This window comes from Rhizorhapis suberifaciens (genome assembly GCF_014200045.1).
GTDB classification, from domain to species: Bacteria; Pseudomonadota; Alphaproteobacteria; order Sphingomonadales; family Sphingomonadaceae; genus Rhizorhapis; species Rhizorhapis suberifaciens.
In genome coordinates this window covers 165,290-185,808 of the sequence record NZ_JACHOV010000004.1, presented here as the reverse complement: position 1 = coordinate 185,808, position 20,519 = coordinate 165,290, and the positions used below count along the sequence as shown (strand labels likewise).

General features: G+C 60.2%; 19 protein-coding genes. 8 read left to right on the top strand and 11 right to left on the bottom strand.

Annotated features, from left to right (window positions below; all coding sequences use genetic code 11):
• Position 1: 1 nt before the first annotated feature.
• The gene (gene queG / locus HNQ99_RS06775) at positions 2-1,075 is read right to left on the bottom strand and encodes a tRNA epoxyqueuosine(34) reductase QueG (protein ID WP_184474877.1); all 1,074 of its coding nucleotides are present in this window, start codon (positions 1,073-1,075) and stop codon (positions 2-4) included.
• A gap of 34 nt (positions 1,076-1,109) precedes the next feature.
• Between queG and HNQ99_RS06770 the strand changes: the two genes are divergently transcribed.
• From HNQ99_RS06770 to msrB, 3 genes are read left to right on the top strand one after another with little or no spacing between them, the layout of a single operon-like run.
• Positions 1,110-2,054 carry an ABC transporter ATP-binding protein gene (locus tag HNQ99_RS06770; protein WP_184474876.1) on the top strand — a complete coding sequence of 315 codons (945 nt, stop codon included), beginning with the start codon at positions 1,110-1,112 and terminating at the stop codon, positions 2,052-2,054.
• Positions 2,051-3,268, top strand: coding sequence for an ABC transporter permease (locus tag HNQ99_RS06765; protein WP_184474875.1), 1,218 nt, complete (start codon positions 2,051-2,053; stop codon positions 3,266-3,268). The genes HNQ99_RS06770 and HNQ99_RS06765 overlap by 4 nt, the downstream gene beginning before the upstream one ends.
• 37 nt (positions 3,269-3,305) lie before the next feature.
• Positions 3,306-3,791 carry a peptide-methionine (R)-S-oxide reductase MsrB gene (gene msrB / locus HNQ99_RS06760; RefSeq protein WP_184474874.1) on the top strand — a complete coding sequence of 162 codons (486 nt, stop codon included), beginning with the start codon at positions 3,306-3,308 and terminating at the stop codon, positions 3,789-3,791.
• Positions 3,792-3,811: 20 nt separating this feature from the next.
• On the opposite strand, the gene HNQ99_RS06755 is transcribed toward msrB, so the two are convergent.
• The 8 genes from HNQ99_RS06755 to htpX form a co-directional block, all read right to left on the bottom strand.
• Entirely contained in the window at positions 3,812-5,581 is a 1,770-nt protein-coding gene (locus tag HNQ99_RS06755; RefSeq protein WP_184474873.1) for a hypothetical protein, read from the bottom strand.
• Positions 5,578-5,985 carry a GtrA family protein gene (locus HNQ99_RS06750; RefSeq protein ID WP_184474872.1) on the bottom strand — a complete coding sequence of 136 codons (408 nt, stop codon included), beginning with the start codon at positions 5,983-5,985 and terminating at the stop codon, positions 5,578-5,580. The genes HNQ99_RS06755 and HNQ99_RS06750 overlap by 4 nt, the downstream gene beginning before the upstream one ends.
• 3 nt (positions 5,986-5,988) lie before the next feature.
• Positions 5,989-7,506 carry an NAD(P)/FAD-dependent oxidoreductase gene (locus tag HNQ99_RS06745; protein WP_184474871.1) on the bottom strand — a complete coding sequence of 506 codons (1,518 nt, stop codon included), beginning with the start codon at positions 7,504-7,506 and terminating at the stop codon, positions 5,989-5,991.
• A gap of 358 nt (positions 7,507-7,864) precedes the next feature.
• The gene (purH, locus tag HNQ99_RS06740; RefSeq protein ID WP_184474870.1) at positions 7,865-9,454 is read right to left on the bottom strand and encodes a bifunctional phosphoribosylaminoimidazolecarboxamide formyltransferase/IMP cyclohydrolase; all 1,590 of its coding nucleotides are present in this window, start codon (positions 9,452-9,454) and stop codon (positions 7,865-7,867) included.
• Positions 9,455-9,464: 10 nt separating this feature from the next.
• Positions 9,465-11,198: a heparinase II/III family protein gene (locus tag HNQ99_RS06735; RefSeq protein ID WP_322790333.1), complete on the bottom strand. Its 1,734-nt coding sequence runs from the start codon at positions 11,196-11,198 to the stop codon at positions 9,465-9,467.
• Positions 11,195-11,857, bottom strand: coding sequence for a ribulose-phosphate 3-epimerase (gene rpe / locus HNQ99_RS06730; protein ID WP_184474869.1), 663 nt, complete (start codon positions 11,855-11,857; stop codon positions 11,195-11,197). The genes HNQ99_RS06735 and rpe overlap by 4 nt, the downstream gene beginning before the upstream one ends.
• A 141-nt stretch (positions 11,858-11,998) precedes the next feature.
• Complete coding sequence (locus HNQ99_RS06725; RefSeq protein WP_184474868.1) at positions 11,999-13,276, bottom strand: RsmB/NOP family class I SAM-dependent RNA methyltransferase; 1,278 nt, start codon at positions 13,274-13,276, stop codon at positions 11,999-12,001.
• 64 nt (positions 13,277-13,340) lie between these two features.
• Positions 13,341-14,291: a zinc metalloprotease HtpX gene (gene htpX, locus HNQ99_RS06720; protein WP_184474867.1), complete on the bottom strand. Its 951-nt coding sequence runs from the start codon at positions 14,289-14,291 to the stop codon at positions 13,341-13,343.
• A gap of 90 nt (positions 14,292-14,381) precedes the next feature.
• Here htpX and HNQ99_RS06715 point away from each other — a divergent pair, with 90 nt between their 5' ends.
• From HNQ99_RS06715 to galU, 3 genes are all read left to right on the top strand, one after another.
• Positions 14,382-14,546 (top strand): DUF1674 domain-containing protein, encoded by a 165-nt coding sequence (locus HNQ99_RS06715; RefSeq protein ID WP_184474866.1) that lies wholly within the window; start codon positions 14,382-14,384, stop codon positions 14,544-14,546.
• 149 nt (positions 14,547-14,695) lie between these two features.
• Positions 14,696-15,241 (top strand): hypothetical protein, encoded by a 546-nt coding sequence (locus HNQ99_RS06710; protein WP_246414676.1) that lies wholly within the window; start codon positions 14,696-14,698, stop codon positions 15,239-15,241.
• A 129-nt stretch (positions 15,242-15,370) separates the two neighbouring features.
• Positions 15,371-16,240: a UTP--glucose-1-phosphate uridylyltransferase GalU gene (galU, locus tag HNQ99_RS06705; RefSeq protein WP_184474865.1), complete on the top strand. Its 870-nt coding sequence runs from the start codon at positions 15,371-15,373 to the stop codon at positions 16,238-16,240.
• Positions 16,241-16,282: 42 nt separating this feature from the next.
• Here the strand turns inward: galU and HNQ99_RS06700 are convergent, their stop codons facing one another.
• Positions 16,283-16,624, bottom strand: coding sequence for a DUF2794 domain-containing protein (locus HNQ99_RS06700; RefSeq protein ID WP_184474864.1), 342 nt, complete (start codon positions 16,622-16,624; stop codon positions 16,283-16,285).
• Positions 16,624-17,328 carry a serine O-acetyltransferase EpsC gene (gene epsC, locus HNQ99_RS06695; protein ID WP_184474863.1) on the bottom strand — a complete coding sequence of 235 codons (705 nt, stop codon included), beginning with the start codon at positions 17,326-17,328 and terminating at the stop codon, positions 16,624-16,626. Before epsC ends, HNQ99_RS06700 begins: the two co-directional genes overlap by 1 nt.
• 169 nt (positions 17,329-17,497) lie before the next feature.
• Here epsC and HNQ99_RS06690 point away from each other — a divergent pair, with 169 nt between their 5' ends.
• Entirely contained in the window at positions 17,498-18,418 is a 921-nt protein-coding gene (locus HNQ99_RS06690) for a hydrogen peroxide-inducible genes activator (protein ID WP_184474862.1), read from the top strand.
• 249 nt (positions 18,419-18,667) lie between these two features.
• A complete protein-coding gene (locus tag HNQ99_RS06685; protein WP_184474861.1) occupies positions 18,668-20,398 on the top strand; it encodes a DEAD/DEAH box helicase in 1,731 nt (576 codons plus the stop codon).
• Positions 20,399-20,519 lie beyond the last annotated feature (121 nt).

Here is a 20,519-nt window from a genome sequence, read left to right as displayed (position 1 = left end):
TTCAACTTCGAATGATGGTAGAACAGCCATTTTTCTGGATCTGATCCAGTGCCCATAACGCCGCTTCGCGAACAATATCGCTTTCATCTGTCGAAAGCCGTTCCAGTTGGGCCTCAAATTTAAGATCGCCACTGTTGCCTGCCGCGATGGCGGCATTGCGGACCATGCGATCACGGCCGATCCGCTTGATGGGAGACCCGGAAAAGACCGTGCGGAACCCTGGATCATCCAGATCGAGCAGGTCGCCAAGAGCAGGCGCGGTCAGCTCCGCGCGGGCAAAGAACGCCTTGTTGGCGGCGGCGCTGCTGGCGAACTTGTTCCAGGGACACACAGCAAGACAATCATCGCAACCATAGATGCGATTGCCGATGGCGGTGCGAAATTCCTCTGGGATCGGTCCCTTATGTTCGATGGTGAGATAGGAAATGCACCGCCGGGCATCCACCCGGTAAGGCGCGGGAAACGCGTCTGTCGGGCAGGCGCGCTGGCATGCGTCGCAACTTCCGCAACGATCCTTGACGGGGGCGTCCATCGGTAGCTCCAAAGTGGTGTAGATAGCTCCAAGGAACAGCCAGCTGCCATGCTCGCGGCTTACCAGATTGCTGTGCTTGCCCTGCCAGCCCAGCCCCGCGGCTTCGGCGAGCGGCTTTTCCATCACCGGCGCTGTATCGACAAAGACCTTGAGTTCGCCGCCCGCCTCATCGACCAGCCAGCGGGCGAGGGCCTTCAGCGCCTTTTTTAACACATCATGATAATCCTGCCCCTGCGCATAGGCGGATATGCGGCCGATGCCCCGCGCCTCGGCCAGGGCAAGCGGATCGCGCGCCGGAGCATAGCTCATCCCCAACATGATGACCGACCGCACCTCCGGCCAAAGGCCCCGCGGCGAACTGCGTTGCGCGGCCCGCTCCTCCATCCAGATCAGATCCCCATGACAACCTTCCGCCAGCCATTGCACCAGGCGTTCGCTGGTCCGGGGGGCGGCGTCCGCGCGCGCAATGCCGCAGGCGGCGAAACCTAGAGCGGCGGCCTGCGCCTTGATGCGTTGCGTGATATTTTTGCTTTGTCTTGTCATTTGCCGCGACTATCCTGCCCTTATGACAGGGCACATGCATTCGCCCTATGCCGTCGAAGCGCATGGGCTTGTCAAGGATTTCGGCTCCTTCCGCGCTGTGGACGGGGTCGACATCGCCGTGCCCCAGGGCAGTATCTATGGCATACTAGGCCCCAATGGCGCGGGCAAGACTACACTTATTCGCATGCTGCTGGGCATCATCGATCCCGATGCCGGAGAGCGGTCGTTATTGGGCGAGAAACGACCGCTGAAGATGGTCCGTAAGGTTGGTTATCTGCCGGAGGAGCGTGGCCTTTATCCCTCGATGAAGGCTTATGATGCGATTGCCTTCATGGGCGCGCTGCGTGGCCTGCCCCTTGCCGAAGGTCGTAAGCGCGCGCGGTTGTTGATGGAGGAACATGGGCTTGGCGATGCGGCTGACAAGCTGGTTCGCATCTTGTCCAAGGGCATGGCGCAGACGGTTCAGCTATTGGGCGCGATCGTGCACGAGCCGCGCCTGATCGTGTTGGACGAACCCTTTTCGGGCCTCGACGCGATCAATCAGGGCAAGCTGGAACGGCTGATCAAGCGAAAGGCGGCGGAAGGTGCTACGATCATCTTTTCGACGCATGTCATTGCCCATGCCGAACGCCTTTGCGAACGGATCGCCATCATTGCCAAGGGAAAAGTGCGTTTCGAAGGCAGCGTGTCAGACGCACGGGACCGGCTGCGTCCGCAGGTACGGCTAGAGACGCGGCGGAGTGACGGCGCTTGGCGCGCGGCTCTTCCGCCCGATACGCATGTCGACGGCAATGTCTGGCACTTCACCATGCCTGAGGGGGGTGTCGAGCCATTGCTGAAGGCGCTTGTCGAAAATGATGCGGGCGTTCAGGCGCTGGCGATTGAGCGGCCGGGCCTGCATGACGCCTTTGTGGCTATTGCGGGCGAGGCGGCCGCGCGGGAAATGGAAGCAGATGGCGCGCGGGAGGCGGCGGAATGAAGGAGCTTTTCCGCGCCGCCTTCATCATAGCGCGCCGGGATTTCACGGCGGTGATTTTTTCCAAGGCCTTCATCTTCTTTTTGCTGGGCCCGCTTTTCCCCGTCGTCATAGGCTTTATTGCGGGGCAATTGGGCGATGACATGGCAGGTGTCGGCAAGCGCCCATCCGTGGGGGTGCTGATGAGCCCTCAGGAGGTTCAGGCCCTTTATCGCGCCAATGCCAGGCTTCTGGAGCAACTCGGGCCGTTCGGCCAACCGATCCTGAAGGAAGCGCCGCAGGGAACACAACCGAAAGCCATGCTGCAGCGGCGGGAGAACAGCGTTCTTGCTGTGCTCTCCGGCACGCTGGAACGGCCTGTGCTTACTGGGCGAGAGACGGAAATCCGCAGGCTGGAAGGCGACCTGTCGCTGCTCGTCAGTACGGCGCGCGCGGGCGACGCGCTTCCGGTGACGAAACTTCAGAACCATGTGGTGGAGGGCAGCCGGGGCGCACGCGAGCAGACGCAGATGCTGATCGGCCGGGGGGCACAGGTCCTCCTGTTCCTCCTCACCATGCTGCTCGCCGGCATGGTGCTGTCGAATATGGTGGAAGAAAAGACCAACAAAATCATAGAAATTTTGGCCGCTGCGGTCCCGGTGGACGCCATCTTCATCGGTAAGCTGATGGCAATGCTGGGCATGTCGCTGGTAGGCATAGCGATTTGGGGTGGGGGCGCAGGCATCTTCTATTTGGCGACATTTGGTTTATCCTCGGCTCCCCCGCCTCCCGCTGTGGGCTGGCCGATCTTCCTGCTGCTTGGCGTCCTTTATTTTGCGATGGCCTATATGTTGCTGGGGGCCCTGTTCATCAGCATCGGCGCACAGGCCTCCACGGTACGTGAGGTGCAGACGCTTTCCATGCCCGTCACCATGGGGCAGGTAGTGGTGTTCTTCCTTGCGTCCTATGCGGCAAGCAGGCCCGGCAGCATCGCTGAGATTGCGGCGGCCGTCTTTCCGCTGAGTTCGCCCTTCACCATGATTGCACGCGCGGCCCAGTTTCCGGACCTTTGGTCTCACTTTTTGGCGCTCGGCTGGCAGATCATGTGGATCGGGATCATCATTCGCATCGGTGTGCGACTGTTCCGTCGCAACGTGCTGAAATCGGGTAGGGGCGATGGTGCGAAAGCCGGTCTTTGGAAGCGGCTGACCAGCCGTGCATCGCAGGTTCAGCTGTAACAGGTTAAGTCAGGACCAACGCACCGGAGACGAAGCCATGCAGCTATCACGGCGGGCATTTATAGGGTCGGCTGGCCTGCTCACGGCTGGAACGCTCGCCGGAGTACCACTGCCGACGGGTGCCGAGGAGCGGTTCGAACTCAGCCTTTCCGAAGGGGAATGGAGGAAGCGTCTGACCGCCCAGCAATATGCTATCCTCCGGCGTTCCCAAACCGAGCGGCCATATTCCAGTCCGCTAAACGAGGAGCATCGCAAGGGCGTCTTTCTCTGCGCGGGGTGCCGGCTGCCGCTTTTCTCCTCGGGGAGCAAATTTGACAGCGGTACCGGCTGGCCGAGCTTCTGGAAGCCGTTGCCCAACGCAGTACGCACCAGCACCGACTATCTGATCGGCCTTCCCCGAACCGAGGTGCATTGCCGCCGTTGTGGCGGACATCTGGGACATGTGTTCGATGATGGTCCAAGGCCGACGGGCAAGCGATACTGCATGAACGGCGCGGCAATGCTGTTCCGGCCCCTCGCTTAAAAGCCGATTGCGTTTCGACCCTAACGGACAACCCGATAGACGTGGATGGTTTCGCCAGTCGGCATTGGAACGGGTCTTAACCAGGCAGGCGGCTTTCCTCGCTCAAGCAGGGCCGCAAGTCCGGCCGGACCATCCTTCATATAGCTTTGAATCTCAGGCCGATCATGGCAGTAGGCCAGATAATCAGCACCCGTCCTCGCGATAATGGCGTGGGCCTGTTCGTCCTTGCTCATATAAGCCTTCAGCACCTTGGCCATGGCGGCTTGATTGCGGTGGTGGTTGGTCGCGATCACCCGGTGGTGCGTGTAAACCAGCAGCATCGGCCCGATGTCCAGCGGCGCGAACAAGGTCGATGCGGGCAGGGCGTTGAGACCCTGCAACGACTTTGGCGAAAGGCATGTGTCTTCAGCTTTTTTTTCTGCTTCCTTTTTCGCCTGTGGCTTTGAAAGAACATCCGCCAGCAACGCCGTCGGCATTGCGGGGACCAGGGTAAAAGCGGCTACGGTAGCAACGATCCTGGGAGCAGCCCGCCCGATCGCCCGCGCCTTGCGCAATGCCATATAGAGCAGCCAGGCGTTTCCGGGCAGCATGAAGATATTCGCCACCGCCATGGCGCGCAGAACCAGAATGGCAACTGCCACGGCTCCTGTGGCCAGGAAAAGCAGTTCCAGCCAAGGTCCAAAACCGCCCGCGCGCCGCCGCGACCGGATGGCAAGCAGATAGCCGACAAAACCAAGAACAGGACCGGTCAGACTAAGCGCGAAGGTTTCAGGGCTTTGACGCCACAAGGGCAGACCTTCGTTAATCTTCAAATACCAGTAGCGGTAAACGAACGGGTCGAGCGTTTCGAATGGCCCCGCGAGGCATTGCCGACCCAGAATGAAGAGTGGAACCAGCGCCGCTGCGCCCGCCAAGGCAGTGATGGCGACACGATTGATTGCCTTGTCATCTGGAATGACGGCTTTGAGGCCGACGAACACCAATGTCGCCATCAACAGCGGCACGACATAGGCCGGTGACATCGCATCGCAATAGATCACCATCGATTCGGCCCAGCCATGGGTAGCCAACATCAATCCGGCCGAGCCGAATGACAATGTCATCAGATAGGCGGCAAGCCGGTCCAACTGATCAGCCCAGAGTACATATTTAAGGCCATATAATGCGCCGAACAGCACGGCATAGGGCAGCGCCTCGCTGGATATGTTTAGCCAGAGTGCCACGGCCATGCCGCTGATGATGCCGCCCTTATGCTGCGAAGGCAGTTGGCTGGCATATAGAGCCAGCGTCGCCATGGCGATTTGCCAGCCATGATGGTCGATCCGCATCGGCATGAATTGGATCAGCACCGGGAAGGTTACAGCCAGCAGCAGTACGGCGATGATTGCCACTAACGGACCGGCGATGCGCCTGAGCAAGCTGCCAATCAGAAAAAATGCAAAGCCCAGCACCAATAGCGGGTAAATCGCGAGCACGGCCTTTTCGGTGGTGGCGGTTCCCAGCAAGGGCGTGGCGATCCACAACAGCGCTGCGATAGGAACGTCGATCAGGCGAGACCAATGCATCGGGCCGCCTCCCGGCGGATTGATGCGATATTGGGTGACATCGAACCAGCTTTGTCCGGCCATCCAGTCGCGAACCTGGACAAGCCGCAGGGCGTCGTCAGGATCTCGAAAGCCCAGTTCGGCAATTTGTCCGCGATAGGTCCATAGCAATATGGTCGAGCAGGCAAGCCAGATCAGGAGGGTGACGGGCCGAAGCCATGGCGTCACTTTGCTGTCGGGGATCATCCGGCGAACACGACTTTCTTGCGCATAAGATATGTCGCCTGAAAGCTGATGGCGATGGCGGCCAGCTTGGCAAGGCGCGGATCCATACCCATCATGTCGCCCGTCCAGACGATCGAGGTCGTGATGGCGAGGCCGGCCAGGGCAGAGCCAAGGAACAGCGCTTTTTGCCGGTCCCGCTGCCGTCCATCGGCCGCGACGGTTTCAGTGAAAACTGCGCGGCTGGAGAGCAGCCAATGCGCCGCTATCCCTCCGATATAGCCAAGGGCGGAGGCGGCTGCCGGATACAGGCCCAAATGGAAAAGCGCCATGAAGACGCTCATGTCCACGGCCAGGGCACCCGCGCTCGACAAGATATAGCGTAAATAAGTGACGTTGCGCAGGAGCGAGAGAACCGCCGTTACCATGGGTCAGGCCGCCTTTTCGACACGGCTCGGAACGAGTCGCTCGGAAGCCAGGGCGGCGCGTTGTCCTTCATCGCCCGCCTCATGATATTCGGCGTCCTCATTAACGCCCCAGATGTCGTAGATGCGCTCGCCGGCTTCGATATTGCGAACCGTCAGCATCGCGGTCATCATGGCGTGATCCTGATTATTATAGCGGTGCATGCCGTTGCGGCCGACCATGTGCAGCGTTGGATAGCTGGCTTCCAGTTCCTCTCGCATCTGCCGGACATTGCCCGCATAGGCATCGTCATACACTGGATAAGCCTTTTCCTGCCGCACGACCGCTCCCTCAACCACATCCTCTGGGCGGCACAGGCCCAGGATCGCCATTTCCTTTTTGGCGAGCTCCACAAGATCGGCGTCGCTTGATGACCACAAGCCGTCGCCTTCAAAGCAGAAATATTCAAGACCGACGCATGCAATCCCTGGCTCGGGCACCATTTCGGGGGACCAACTGCGGAAATTCTGAACGCGTCCGACTTTCACCTTGCTGTCGTGGATATAGATCCAGTTATCAGGGAAGAGGTCATCGGAACGGATCATCAGCGCCACCGTCAGAAAGTCGCGATATTTCAGATTGAGCGCATGGGGTATCGTCGCAGGCAGCGGATCGATCCGTCCGGCCAGTTCGCGCATGGGGGCAGAGCTGATCACATGGGTTGCGTTGATGGTGACGATGCTGCCGTCGGTCGCCGTCGCCTGCACCTGCCAGCGGCCGGTCCGGGCATTGTGCTTCATTTGCTTCAAGGCATGGCCCATCAGCACATTGTTCCCGCCCTTGGTCACAAAGTCGCGCGCCGCTTCCCACATCATGCCGGGACCTTGTCGGGGATAGCGGAAGGTTTCCAGCAGGGTCTTGGTCGCCATGCCGTCATTGGGCCGCTTGTTCAGGCCAAGTGACCGTTTGACACCGTCCAGCACCGCCGCGCCCAGGCTCAGCCCCTTGATCCGCTGCGCCGCCCAGTCGGCCGACATTTCGTCGCACGGCATGCCCCAGACTTTTTCGGTGTAGGTCTTGAAGAAGATGGAATAGAGCTTGTGCCCGAACTGGTTCACTACCCAGTCTTCAAAGCTGCGCACGTCCTTTTTGGGATTCATTTTCCAGCGCAGATAGCTCAGCATGCACAGGCCGGAACGGATGATGCCCAGATTCGCTAAGGCCTCAAACGCACGCAGGGGATAGCTGTAGAACTTGCCTTCGTAATAGATGCGGCTCATGCGCGGGCGCTGAATGAAATCGTCGGGTAGAATCTCATTCCAGAGATCGACCACTTCCTTGGATTTGGAAAAGAACCGGTGGCCGCCAATGTCGAAGCGGAAGCCCTTATATTTGACGGTACGGCTGATCCCGCCAACATAAACCGGGTCCTTCTCCAGGACGGTGACGCTATAGCCCTTTTTGGTGAGTAGATAGGCGGCCGTCAGCCCTGCGGGGCCCGCGCCGATAATCGCCACATCCACGGCCTGGTCCGGACGCGTCATTCGGGAACTCCCAACACAATCTACCTGTCTGAAGGGAGTGAAGGAAATCCTCTAAGGATTGGTTAACTGTCATTTAAGCAAATGGCAGCCGAGCCGTTATGGGGCCTTGCGCGGAACCAAATCGTTCGTCCCTGGCGCTGCCACGCGCTTGGGGCGAACGATTTTAGCCAGGCAAACCGTCCTCGATCAGAAATCCCCCATGCCCCCAGGACATGAATGCGTCGACCCCGAATCGCGCGACATAAGAGTATAATGCTGTGCGTCAGGGCACAACGGGGAAGGCGGAGTAGAAACTTTAGTGATCGTCAGGCTGGCTTCTTCCTGCGTCATCCCCACACAAGCTGGGCCCCAAGCAGCATCAATGGCGGAAATGCCGCATTCCCGTAAAGACCATCGCCAGTCCCGCCTCATCGGCAGCGGCAATGACATCGTCGTCGCGGATCGAGCCGCCGGGCTGGATCACCGCCGTCGCCCCGGCTTCGACCGCAGCCAACAGGCCATCGCGGAACGGGAAGAAGGCGTCCGACGCGACGGCTGACCCGATGGTGCGCGCTTCAGCCCAATTGTTCGTTTCGGCCGCTTCCTGCGCCTTGGCGGCGGCGATGCGGGCGCTGTCGCGGCGGTTCATCTGGCCAGCGCCAATACCGGCGGTCACTCCATCCCTGGCATAGACGATGGCGTTGGACTTCACATGCTTGGCCACCGTCCAGGCGAAAAGGCAGTCCTTCAATTCCTGCTCAGTAGGTGCGCGCTTGGTGACGACCTTCAGCTGATCGCTCGTCACACGCCCATTGTCCCGATCCTGCAGCAATACGCCGCCGGCGATCACCCTGACCTGTTGGCCTTTGCGGGCCGGGTCGGGCAAATCGCCGGTCAGCAGCAAGCGAAGGTTCTTTTTCTTTGCGAATATGGCCCGCGCGCCTTCGTCGGCATCGGGCGCTGCAACGACTTCTGTAAAGATGTCGCTGATGGCTTCCGCCGTCTGAGCGTCCAGCGGGCGATTCACGGCAATGATGCCGCCAAAGGCCGACACACTGTCACAGGCCAGCGCCTGGTGATAGGCGTCGATCAAATTGTCGGCGGTAGCAACGCCGCAAGGATTGGCGTGCTTGACGATGACCACGGTGGGCGGTCCGTCCCTGAACTCGCTTACCAGTTCGAGCGCGGCATCGGCGTCATTCAGATTATTATAGGACAGCTCCTTGCCTTGAACCTGCTGCGCCTGGGCAACGCCTCGTGCAGCCGGACCTATTGGGAGATAGAGCGCCGCTTCCTGATGCGGGTTTTCGCCATAGCGCAGCCGCATGGCCAAACGGCTGGCCATCGCGCGGACCGGCGGAAATTTCTGTCCCTGATCCACATGGGCGAACCAGTTGGCGATCATGCTGTCATAGGCGGCGGTGGCCGCATAAGCTTTTGCCGCCAGCATTCGCCGGAAGTCATAGCTGGTGCCGCCGCTCTTCTCGTCCATCTCCGCAATCAGCTGCGCATAATCGGCGGGATCGGTGACAATGGCGACGCTTTCATGGTTCTTGGCGGCTGAGCGAACCATCGACGGGCCGCCAATGTCGATATTCTCGATGATCTCATCCCGATCCGCGTCCCGCGCCACGGTCTGCGCGAAGGGATAGAGATTGACCACCACCAGATCGATGGCGCCGATTTCATGTTCCTGCATCGAAGCCATGTGATCGGGATTGTTGCGGACGGCGAGCAGACCGCCATGCACCTTCGGATGGAGCGTTTTGACCCGCCCGTCCATCATTTCGGGAAAACCGGTAAGGTCGGAAATGTCCTTTACCTGCAAGCCAGCTTCACGCAACGATTTTGCGGTGCCGCCGGTGGATACCAGTTCCACACCATGGCGCGCCAGGGCCTTGCCCAAGTCAACAAGTCCGCTCTTGTCGGACACTGACAGCAGCGCCCGTCCGATTTTCACTTCGCTCATTTTTTTTCCTTTATCCGACCCTTTTGAGCAGCCAGCCAATGCTCGCGCCGCCCGCCGCCGTTTCTCCGGTCACGACCAGTTGTTTTGCCGGGTGCGGCCGGCCCTCGCCGTCTACCCAAAGGCTGTCTTCTATGGCAAGGGCGCCGCCACCGCTGCGGAACTGCCAGAGCGGCCCCATCTGGATGCGCAGCAGCGCCCCCTGCTTGTCCGCTGTCAGCGTAGGCTCAACGTCCGGAGCGAGGTGGAAGCGGACCGCAAAGGCCGTGGCACTCTGCTTGCGCCGTCCGGAGGGGAGCAGCATATCCTCGCCACGGACTTCCCGGCCGTCGGTTCCCATGAGCAGTAGACGCCGATGAATGAAGCCCAGACGGCGGACATAGCCGTCATGGCTGATCTCCAGCCGGCTGCCTTGTTCCAGTTCCTGACGCTCCAGTTCGACTTCGGTTACGCCCCGGCCGAGCGTTCCGTCATTGAGGATGGCCGTGCTATTGCGATCGTCGAGAACCAGCGTGCTATGCGCGGCGGTCGTGCGCAAACCCTGCGCCAGATCCTCGGGAATATTGGCTCCGGCCAGCGCCGCGCCGCCGCAATTGACCACCAGCCGGTAAGGACCGTCGCTGATTTCCATGGCATTGGTTGAGGCGCAGCCCGCAACCGCCAAATGAGATACTGGGGGCGGAGCGGCGTCGACGAGCAGCACCGTCTGTCCCGCCGAAAGCCGCTGATAGCCCCAGTCCCGCGCCTGCCGTAACGGACGGGTCCGAATTCCCGTAGCCGCGACAACCGCTTCCACCAGGGTATCGGCCGTGGCGGCACTGCCCTGCCAGCTTCCAAGGCCGCCATCGCCATGCGTTATGCCGAGCAGAGCCGCCACCGCCCGACTCATTCCGATCTGCAGGAAATCAGGCACGGCCTCCCGCCGCACATCATATACCGACTTCAGCATGGCCAGCAGCATGACGCCTTCAAGCTGTGCGGCAGGCGACCGTGAAACCGCGCCGCCATCGGGATGAAAAGCGCTGCCAATCGCCCGTTCCAGCCCGGCTTCACCGAAAATGCGGCGCGGTCCGCCGCCGGGAATCAGCAGTGACGCCGTGACAATGCCGCCCCATGCAACAAGACGGGGCAGACCCGCCTGCGCCTTGTCGGCGCTGCGGTCCAGATGACGCGCCGTGCGCGCAATGCAATTCAGGACGAGGGAGCGATAGACAAGGTCCGTGCTCGACAGGATCAGCGGCGCATGCGCGGTCCAGAAGAGCAGCCGCCAGCCAGCGCTATCGGCTCGCCAAGCCGGTTCGCTCGGCTTTTCGGAATGAGCGGCAAGCCATTTGCGCATAATCGTTTCGGCAATGGGAGCCGCCTGCTCCCTCGTCGACACGGTGGCCAGATCGCGCAGCCAGCGAAAGCTGTGGATGTAATCGACGAAGGATGGAGCCAACGTCATATCGGCGACATCGAGCGAATCGATAGGTTGCTTCATGCCCCGGAACAGGAAATAGCCGGCCCGCAACGCCTTGCCCGCACGCGCGTCCCCAGGAAGCGGGTCATCGGGAACCGCCAACAATTTCAGGGGATATTTGCCCTTCAGCCGCATGGCATGCAGCGGCGTGCGCCATGTCAGGCGATAAAAATGATTGGCCATGCGCTCGGCGAGCGATAGGCCCTTGTCGTCGGACAGCCGGATCAGCCTCTTGCCCTGTTCGATCCCGTCCTGGGCGAGGTCAAGTGGCGACTGATCGTTCACCCGCCCCTCAATATCTCAATGTTAGCGGCATAGGCTTCAGGGCCGCCCCTGAAGGTGGCAGTGCCCGCCACCAGCACGTCGGCGCCCGCGGCAATCGCGCGGGGCGCGGTGCTGGCGTCCATGCCTCCATCCACCTCCAGGCGGATATCCTTGCCGGTCTTGTCGATCATCTTGCGCACCGCCTCGATTTTGCGAAGCTGGCTTTCAATGAAGCTCTGCCCACCAAAACCGGGATTGACGCTCATGATGAGGACAAGGTCAATGTCTTCTATTAGGTAATCCAACATTTTCGCTGGTGTGGCCGGATTCAGCGAGATGCCTGCCAGCTTCCCCAGCGACTTGATATGTTGCACCGTCCGGTGAATATGCGGCCCTGCCTCAGGATGCACCGTGATGATGTCCGCACCGGCGGCCGCAAAAGCGTCGAGATAAGCATCCACCGGGGAAATCATCAGGTGAACGTCGAACGGCTTTTTCGTGTGGGGACGAAGCGCCTTTACGACGGCCGGTCCGATTGTGATGTTTGGCACGAAATGTCCATCCATTACATCGACATGGATCCAGTCGCAGCCTGCCTCGTCAATGGCGCGAATCTCTTCGCCCAACTTGGCAAAGTCGGCAGAAAGAATAGAGGGGGCGATCTTGATAGGATTATGCATGCCAATCGGCATTAGCCACAGGGCGTAAGCTTCGCAACCGCTGTGAGGCGGATTTGGTCTGCCTGCTCATTTTTTGGGAGGGGATTTGCCGTAACGTGGCGTGCCTGGCGGTAAAGGACGATCTTAGCGCAAGCGTCTATGCTATTTCCTTTGCAATCGCGCGATGAAAAATCCGTCCAAACGCCCTTCTTGCGACAACATGGTGGGCAGCGTCCGCACCCACCCCTCTGGGGCCGGATCGATGCCGCGGGGAAGCAGGTCCTTCTGAACTGCATCAAGCGAAAATTCCCCTGATTCATTCAGCAGCCGCTCAACCTGCGCTTCCCCCTCCGCCCGTTCCAGCGAACAGGTGGCATAGATCAGCACACCGCCGGATTTCAGCCATCCAGCGGCACGTTGCAGCAAATCAGCCTGCAATTCCGCCAATTCTTCGATCTGCCGCTGACCGATGCGATGCAGTACGTCGGGGTGGCGGCGGAAAATACCGGTGGCGGTGCAGGGCGCATCAAGCAGGATCGCATCGACCGGCGCGGCTGGACTCCATTGACGCAGATCGCCCTGGATTATGTGTGCGGAAAGGGCTGTCCGGGCCAGATTTTCGTTCAGCCGTTCCAGACGCTTTTTGGACTGGTCCACCGCCGTGACATTCCATCCGTGAGAGGCGAGCTGCATTGTCTTGCCACCAGGCGCTGCGCAAAGATCAAGCACCTGGCGACCCTGACCCTCGCCAAGGAGACGTGCGGGCAGTGAAGCGGAAAGATCCTGCACCCACCATGCGCCTTCGGCAAAGCCGGGAAGTTGGGTCACATCGGATGCCGCCGAAAGGCGTATATGCCCCGGCAGCAGGCTGACGCCGCCCAACTGTTCGCACCAGCGGCCAGTGTCTTCACCGCACTTCAGGCTAAGGTCGATGGCCGGGGGCGCTGCCAATGCCTCCTCTGCAGCCAGGACGACTTCGTCGCCCCATTGACCGGCCCAGCGTTGCGCCACTTCGGGTAGAAGTGTCGGTTTTTCCGGGAGGTTCGCCTCGCTCCGCATCAATGTGCCGAACACGCCGTGGACCAGCTTGCGCGGGCCGCCATCGACCAGCGGCAGGGCAGTGGCGATTGCTGCATGAGGGGGCGTTTTCAAGATCAGCGCTTGCGCCAACGCTATCCGCAATACGGTTCGGGCCTTTGAATCGGATGGGAGAACCCGGCGTGTGACGCTGTCGATCAGAGCGTCAAGATCCGGCATGCGCCGCAGCACTTCGGCTGTAATGGCATGGACAAAGGCCTTGTCCGCACGCTGCGGCAAGCCTTGCGTCGCGGCGTGAAGCGCCAACTCCAATGGTTCGCCCCGGCGCAAAATGGCGTCGAGCAGCTTCAGCGCGGCGCGCCGGGCGGGAAGGCCTTCAGGATGAGCAGGATAACGGGACATCAGCGCCCCCTAAGGGATTTAGCAGGAGGTGCAAAGTCGACTATATCGTTAACGAAACGAATTTCTACTGACTGCGCCGATGTGGATCAAGTGCGCTGGTCCGGCGCGGCGTCGGTTTGCCAGCGGGAGCAAGCGCTGAACGGGCGCCTTTACGCTTCTGCGAAGGGACAGCATCCATGAGAGGTGCCGAACCCATGGCCATCGCCATTTCCTCAAGCGCAGCGATGCGGCTTTCGGTCGCCGGATGGGTGGAGAAAAGCTGGCTGACATGCGTGGGCACGATATAGAGTTGCGCGGCCGCTGGATTGCGTTCTGAAACGGGATTGGGAATGTGGGCGGCGCCACCGGCGATCTTGCGCAGTGCAGAAGCAAGCGCGCGCGGATTGCCGCTGATCTCGCTACCCACCCGGTCGGCGCCATATTCCCGTGTGCGGCTGATCGCCATTTGAACGATCATGGCCGCAAAGGGAGCAACGATCACCGCCAATATTCCGGCGATTCCCGGGCCGCGATCGTCTCCACTTCGGAAGAAAAGCCCGAAATTGGCCAGCATGGAAATGGCCCCTGCAATAGTCGCCACCATGGTCATGATCAAAGTATCGCGATTGCGCACATGGCCAAGCTCATGCGCCATTACGCCGGCAATCTCATCGGGGCTGAGCATCGAAAGCAGGCCGGTGGTGGCGGCCACGGCGGCATTTTCAGGATTGCGGCCGGTGGCAAAGGCATTGGGATGAGGGCTGTCGATGATGTAGACCTTTGGCGTCGGCAAACTTGCACGGTTGGCGAGATGCTGAACCAGGCTATAGAATTCGGGCGCCGACTTTTCGTCCACTTGTCGTGCATGATGCATTTTGAGCACGATCTTGTCGGCATTCCAGAAGGTAAAGAGATTCATGCCCGCCGCAGCCACCAGAGCGACTACCGCACCGCTTGGTCCACCCAGGGTGTATCCAAGAGCCATGAACAGCGCCGTCAGCGCCGCGAGCAACATGACCGTCTTCAATCCATTCACTTGCCAAAACTCCTCTTCAGCCTGATGTACGAGGCATGGTGCTGAATGTGGGACGAGTGCTGTCCTGCTTCAACGTGGAAAGGATTTAGCATGGGCAAGCGCCCCGATCATGTAAAACCGCCGGCTCATCTGTCAAAAAGCCCTCCTGTCCCCGAACCGGACCCAATTGATGATGGGAAGGCTAATGCGAAGGACCCATCTGATCCCACCCGATATGGGGACTGGGAACGCAAGGGAATAGCGATCGACTTCTAAAAGCGGATCCGCCCCCATCGGTCGCGTTTTAGGCACAGTTTTCGGCAGCTTGTGCCTGTCGCGCGAGCAGCGGGGGTGCAGGCGGAGGATGCTCATTCTAATGGTCGTGGACATAAGTAGTAACCGGGCCATTCGGAGATCGCACCACCATGTTGGACTTTAACGATTATTCCGCCGTCGGCCCCCGCGAGGATGAAGACGGAAGAGGCATCATGAACAACATGGCAAAACGGTTCGCGAAGCAATATCCAGCCGTGGAGGGTGAAGCGCACGACCCCTTGCTGTGCGGGATTGGCCGATTGATCGTCGCCTGGGGAATGCTGGAGGTCCAGCTGGAACAGAAGATTGGGCAGTTGCGCCGTGCGGCGGGGGAGGTCCGGTCCGCCACCAGTCGCACCAAGCCCACAATGGCCAAAATGCTATCCGAACTGCGTGCGATTGTGTCGATGCGATGCCGCCGCGACAATGTTCAGTTGGTGGAAATCGCTGAAGTCGAACGCACGATCCAGCAGATTGACAAGTTCCGCACATTGGTGGTGCAGGGCTTTCAGGGCCCGGCTGACAATGGTCATTTGGAAGATCACCCGTTCCTGTGCCGCGATGCGAAGAACAATGTCATCAGCATCAGCCTTGATGAACTGATTGGCGAAGTTTCGCGGCTTGACGCCTGCAGGGAACGTTTGCTGGCGCTTTAGCTTAATAAAACGCTATTTCGGATAGCGCGGCCAATCCTGCGGGATAATGGCAGCTTCTTGGCTTGACCGGAATAGGGGGAGCGGCGATGGCTGCTTCATCTTCGGCAGTTTACAGCAGAAGGAATATCGATGACTCTCAAGAAGATCCGCAAGGCCGTGTTTCCAGTGGCTGGCCTTGGCACTCGCTTTCTCCCGGCCACCAAGGTGGTGCCAAAGGAAATGCTGCCGGTCGTGGATCGCCCACTCATCCAATATGCCGTCGATGAGGCGCTTGAAGCTGGCATCGAACAGATGATCTTCGTCACCGGCCGGGGCAAGGGCGTCATCGAAGACCATTTCGATATCGCCTATGAGCTTGAACACACCATGTCGGTGCGGGGCAAGGATCTGTCGGTCCTGAAGCCAACCCGGCTGATGCCTGGCAACGCGGCCTTTGTTCGCCAGCAGGAGCCGCTTGGGCTCGGTCATGCCGTTTGGTGCGCTCGCGACATTGTGGGAGATGAACCCTTCGCAGTCTTTCTTCCAGACGAGTTCATGGTCGGCCGGCCGGGATGCATGAAGCAGATGGTCGACGCCTATGAAAAGGTGGGCGGGAATCTCATCTGCGCTTTGGAAGTACCAGCGGATCAGACCTCAAGCTATGGCGTGCTTGATCCCGGAGCGGTCGACGGAGCCCTTACCGAGGTCAAGGGGTTGGTGGAAAAGCCCGCTCCCGGCACGGCCCCTTCCAATCTCATTGTCGCAGGCCGCTATATATTGCAGCCGGAGGTGATGGAGATGCTGGAAGGCCAGGAAAAGGGAGCGGGAGGAGAGATTCAGTTGACCGATGCCATGGCGGCGATGATCGGGAAACAGTCCTTCCATGGAGTGACCTTCGAAGGCCGCCGCTTCGACTGCGGTTCGAAGACCGGCTATATAGAGGCGAATTTTGCCCTTGCCCTCGACCGGGATGACATGCGCGATCACATCCGGGCCTTCGCCCTCGATTTGCTGGGTTGATTCCTGCCGCCGGCAGTAACGCCGGGTTCAGGAGGGAATGTCTTATTCGCCGACGAGCTTCAGCAACCGTCGTTCCACCGGAGCGAGGACGTTGACCAGCTCATGTCCGCGTTTCAGCACGGCCCCCGCTTCGCCAATCAAGCTCCACATGCCCTGACGATGGCGGAGCGCCGGATGCTTTTCGATCCGATATTCCGGCCGTTCCGTTGCCCTGCGAAAGGCAGAGAAAATCGCCGCCTCTCGGCCAAGGTCGATGGCATAGTCGCGCCAATGGCCCGCAGCCACCATACGCCCATAAAGGTCCATGATCCGCATTAACTCGAAGCGCTCGAAACCGATTTGCAGCCCCCCCTGCGGCGATGGAAAGGGGGTCACATTATACATCAGGCGCTGTCACGCTCCGGCAGGCTTTTATGTCGTGTACGTTCGTCGCGTTCCTCCATCAACTCGGCAATCCGCTTACGCATCTGCTCAAGTTCGCACTGCATCAGCTCCAGCTTCTGCGTGGCGGGATCGAACATGTCTGAACAAGGAGTGCCGTAAGGGACGAAGTGACGTTGATATTCCTGCGCGTCCACCAGCGTCTGCCGCGCCGGAATGCCGACCATGACAGCGCCTTCCGGTACGTCCTTGGTGACCACGGCATTGGCGCCGACGCGCGCGCGAGGTCCAACGATGATCGGCCCAAGCACCTGAGCGCCCGACCCAATGATCGCCCCATCGGAAATGGTGGGATGCCGCTTTCCGGCAATGCCGTTTGCAGGGTCGGTTCCGCCTAATGTCACGCATTGATAAATGGTGACATCGTCACCGATCTCGGCGGTTTCGCCAATGACGGTAAAGCCGTGATCGATGAAGAATCTCCGACCGATCCTTGCGCCGGGATGAATATCGATTGCGGTCAGGAAGCGTGAAAAGTGATTGACCGCGCGGGCGAGAAAATAGAGGCGGGCAAGGAACAGGGCATGGGCGATGCGGTGCAGACCCAGCGCCCATACGCCCGGATACAGCAGAATCTCCCAGCGGGAGCGGGGGGCAGGGTCACGCGACATGACCGAGTCCAAATAGACCACAAGATTGCGCAACATAGGCGCTCCCTAAAACCTGAGTATCGGTCCAAGGTAGTCTAACCCGCGCCATTTTTCCAGATGCGGCCGTTTTTTCACCGCGAGTGAAACGCCATCAATTCGCGCAGACCAGCTTGGTTTTAGTGGGAAAAGCGATTACATGACGCTCTACAATCGAGGAGGGCGATGAATGTCGAGCTACATGCCGACCCTGAAACAATTGCAATACCTTGTCGCGCTGAAGGAACACGGTCACTTCGGCAGGGCTGCCGACGCCTGCTTCGTAACCCAGTCGACCTTGTCGGCAGGCATCAGGGAGCTCGAATCGCTGATCGGCATCACTTTGGTCGAACGGACACGCCGGGTGGTTCGATTCACGTCTTTTGGCGACCGCATCGTCGAAAAAGCGCACAGAATTTTGCGCGAGGCGGAAGAACTGGCCGAAATGGCGCAGGCGGCAGGGAAGCCGCTAGCTGGCGAATTGCGCATGAGCGTCATTCCAACCATTGCGCCATTCCTGCTGCCACAGCTGCTGCCCAAGGTCCGCAAGGAAAAGCCTGAACTCAGGCTCTATCTTCGTGAGGAAACGAGCCAGGCCGCCATTGAGTCGCTGCGGCATGGGAATGTCGACTGCGTGCTGCTTGCGCTGCCTTTTCCCTGCGGTGACGTCGATAGTGAGTTGCTGTTCCAGGACCCTCTGTTCGTTGCCTTTCCCAAGGATGACCCCCACAATCCACCGCCATTTGTCACGCCCGAGTCCATCGACGAAACGCGCCTCCTTTTGCTGGAGGACGGGCATTGCCTGAAGGATCATGCACTCGCCGCCTGCAATCGTCCGGATTTGCGCGCGGAAGCCACGATGATGGGGACCTCGCTGCACACGCTGGTGCAGATGGTGGATAATGGGTTGGGCGTGACGATGCTCCCCGAAATGGCCATCCGCAACGGTATTCTGACCAACACTGACATTGCCGCGCGACCGTTGAAGTCGGAACATGCCTATCGCGATGTCGCGCTGGTTTGGCGAAAGAACAGCCCTCGGGAGAAGGAATTCCGGTTGATGGCCCAGATGCTGCGGGATGCGGCAGGGGAGCGGCGGAAGGCGGCTTAGCAACCTGCCTGAGGAGGTTTCGTACCGGAACAGGTCGTACACTCCCGTGATGGGCGCAGATCCCATCTGTGCGACCGGTTGCCGGATCATGTCGAAAATAATGGAAGCCAAATGCGTTCGAGCGCTGTATGCGGTCGCCGAGGCGTCGGTTTCGAGTAGGTTTGAGCCAGCGCCGAGAGCCGCCGCGAATGTTCGGGCGTCCTTTTTCTTTTCCAGCCGCTTCGGCGGCGCAGCAGTTTTTTGGAACCTATGGACTTTTCTGACCTTCCCCCGCTCCTTTCGGAGGCCCTGACCGCGCGCGCCTATACCGCGCTGACGCCCGTGCAAACTGCCGTGCTGGAGACGGAGGCTCATGGCCGCGATTTGATTGTGTCGGCCCAGACCGGTTCCGGCAAGACCGTCGCCTTCGGCCTTGCCATGGCGAACGACCTCCTGGTCGGGAAGGAGCGGATGCCCTATCTGCGTACGCCGTTGGCGCTCGTTATCGCCCCGACGCGTGAGCTGGCCCTGCAGGTCAGCCGCGAGTTGATTTGGTTATACAATAAGGCGGGCGCCCAAATCGCCACCTGCGTTGGAGGCATGGACGCTTCGAAGGAGCGGCGGGCGTTGGCACAGGGCGCGCACATCGTCGTCGGCACTCCCGGCCGCCTGCGCGATCATCTCGAACGCGGTGCGCTGGACCTATCGGAACTCAAGGTCGCCGTTCTCGACGAGGCGGACGAGATGCTGGACATGGGTTTTCGCGAGGATCTGGAAGAAATTCTCGACGCGACGCCGAATGAGCGCCGCACGCTGCTGTTCTCCGCGACCATGCCCCAGCCTATCGTCGCACTGGCCAAGCGCTATCAGCGTAACGCGTTGCGCATCTCCACCGTTGGCGAGCAACGGGGTCATGGCGACATTGCCTATCAGGCCGTCACCGTCTCTCCAGCGGAGATAGAGCAGGCGGTGGTCAATCTGTTGCGCTTTCACGAGGCGGAAACAGCCATGCTGTTCTGCGCCACGCGAGACAATGTTCGCCGTCTGCACGCCACTTTGCAGGAACGTGGATTCGCTGCGGTGGCTTTGTCGGGAGAGCACAGCCAGAACGAACGCAATCAGGCGCTCCAAGCGCTCCGTGACCGGCGGGCACGGGTCTGCGTAGCGACCGACGTGGCGGCGCGCGGCATTGACCTGCCGACGCTCAGCCTGGTCGTACATGTCGAAATACCACGCGACGCTGAAACATTGCAGCACCGCTCGGGCCGAACCGGCCGCGCCGGCAAAAAGGGTACAGCCGTCCTCATCGTGCCCTATCCTCGCCGGCGCCGGGTCGAATCCATGTTGCGAGGCGCGCGCATCAATGCGGAATGGGTCGAGACGCCTACGCCCGAAGCAATACGCAGGCAAGATCGCGAGCGCCTGATATCCGCCCTGCTTCAGCCGGTGGAGGTTGATGAAGAAGACCGCGCACTGGCGGCGCGCTTGCTTGCGGAGCGCAGCCCGGAAGACATTGCGGCTGCTCTTGTTCGTTCTCATCGCGCCGCCATGCCGCAGCCTGAAGATCTGATCGACGGTTCACCGGAGGCACAGCGGGCCGCGCAAAAGGAACGTCACCGCACCGGGTTTGAAAATACCGTCTGGTTCCGCATGGATGTCGGCAGGCGGCAAAATGCCGATGCGAGATGGATCCTGCCGCTTTTGTGCCGTCGTGGGCATATCACCAAGAACGAGGTAGGCGCTATCCGGATCTCTGCGAACGAAACGCATTTTGAGGTGCCCCGGGCTATCGCCGACAAGTTCGCCAACGCCTTGGTTCGCACCGCCAATCCGAACGGCGAGGACGAAAGCGGCATTCTGATCGAGCGATCAGAGGGCGGTCCGCGCGAGCTTGCACGTCAACGGCGAAATGTGTCCAATGCGGACCGGCGTCCCGCCCCGCCACGACACCAGGCGCAGCCCATGCGCAAAGGACCCCCAAAAGGCCGCCGACCCAAATAATCATTGCGACGCAGGGATGCTTATTCAATCTGTTCATGTTCGCCGTCGCGGCAATAGCGAAGTGGAGACTCGTTCCCTATTGGTCGTGTTGCGCACGGACTTCGCCGCTTTGGGCTGGACG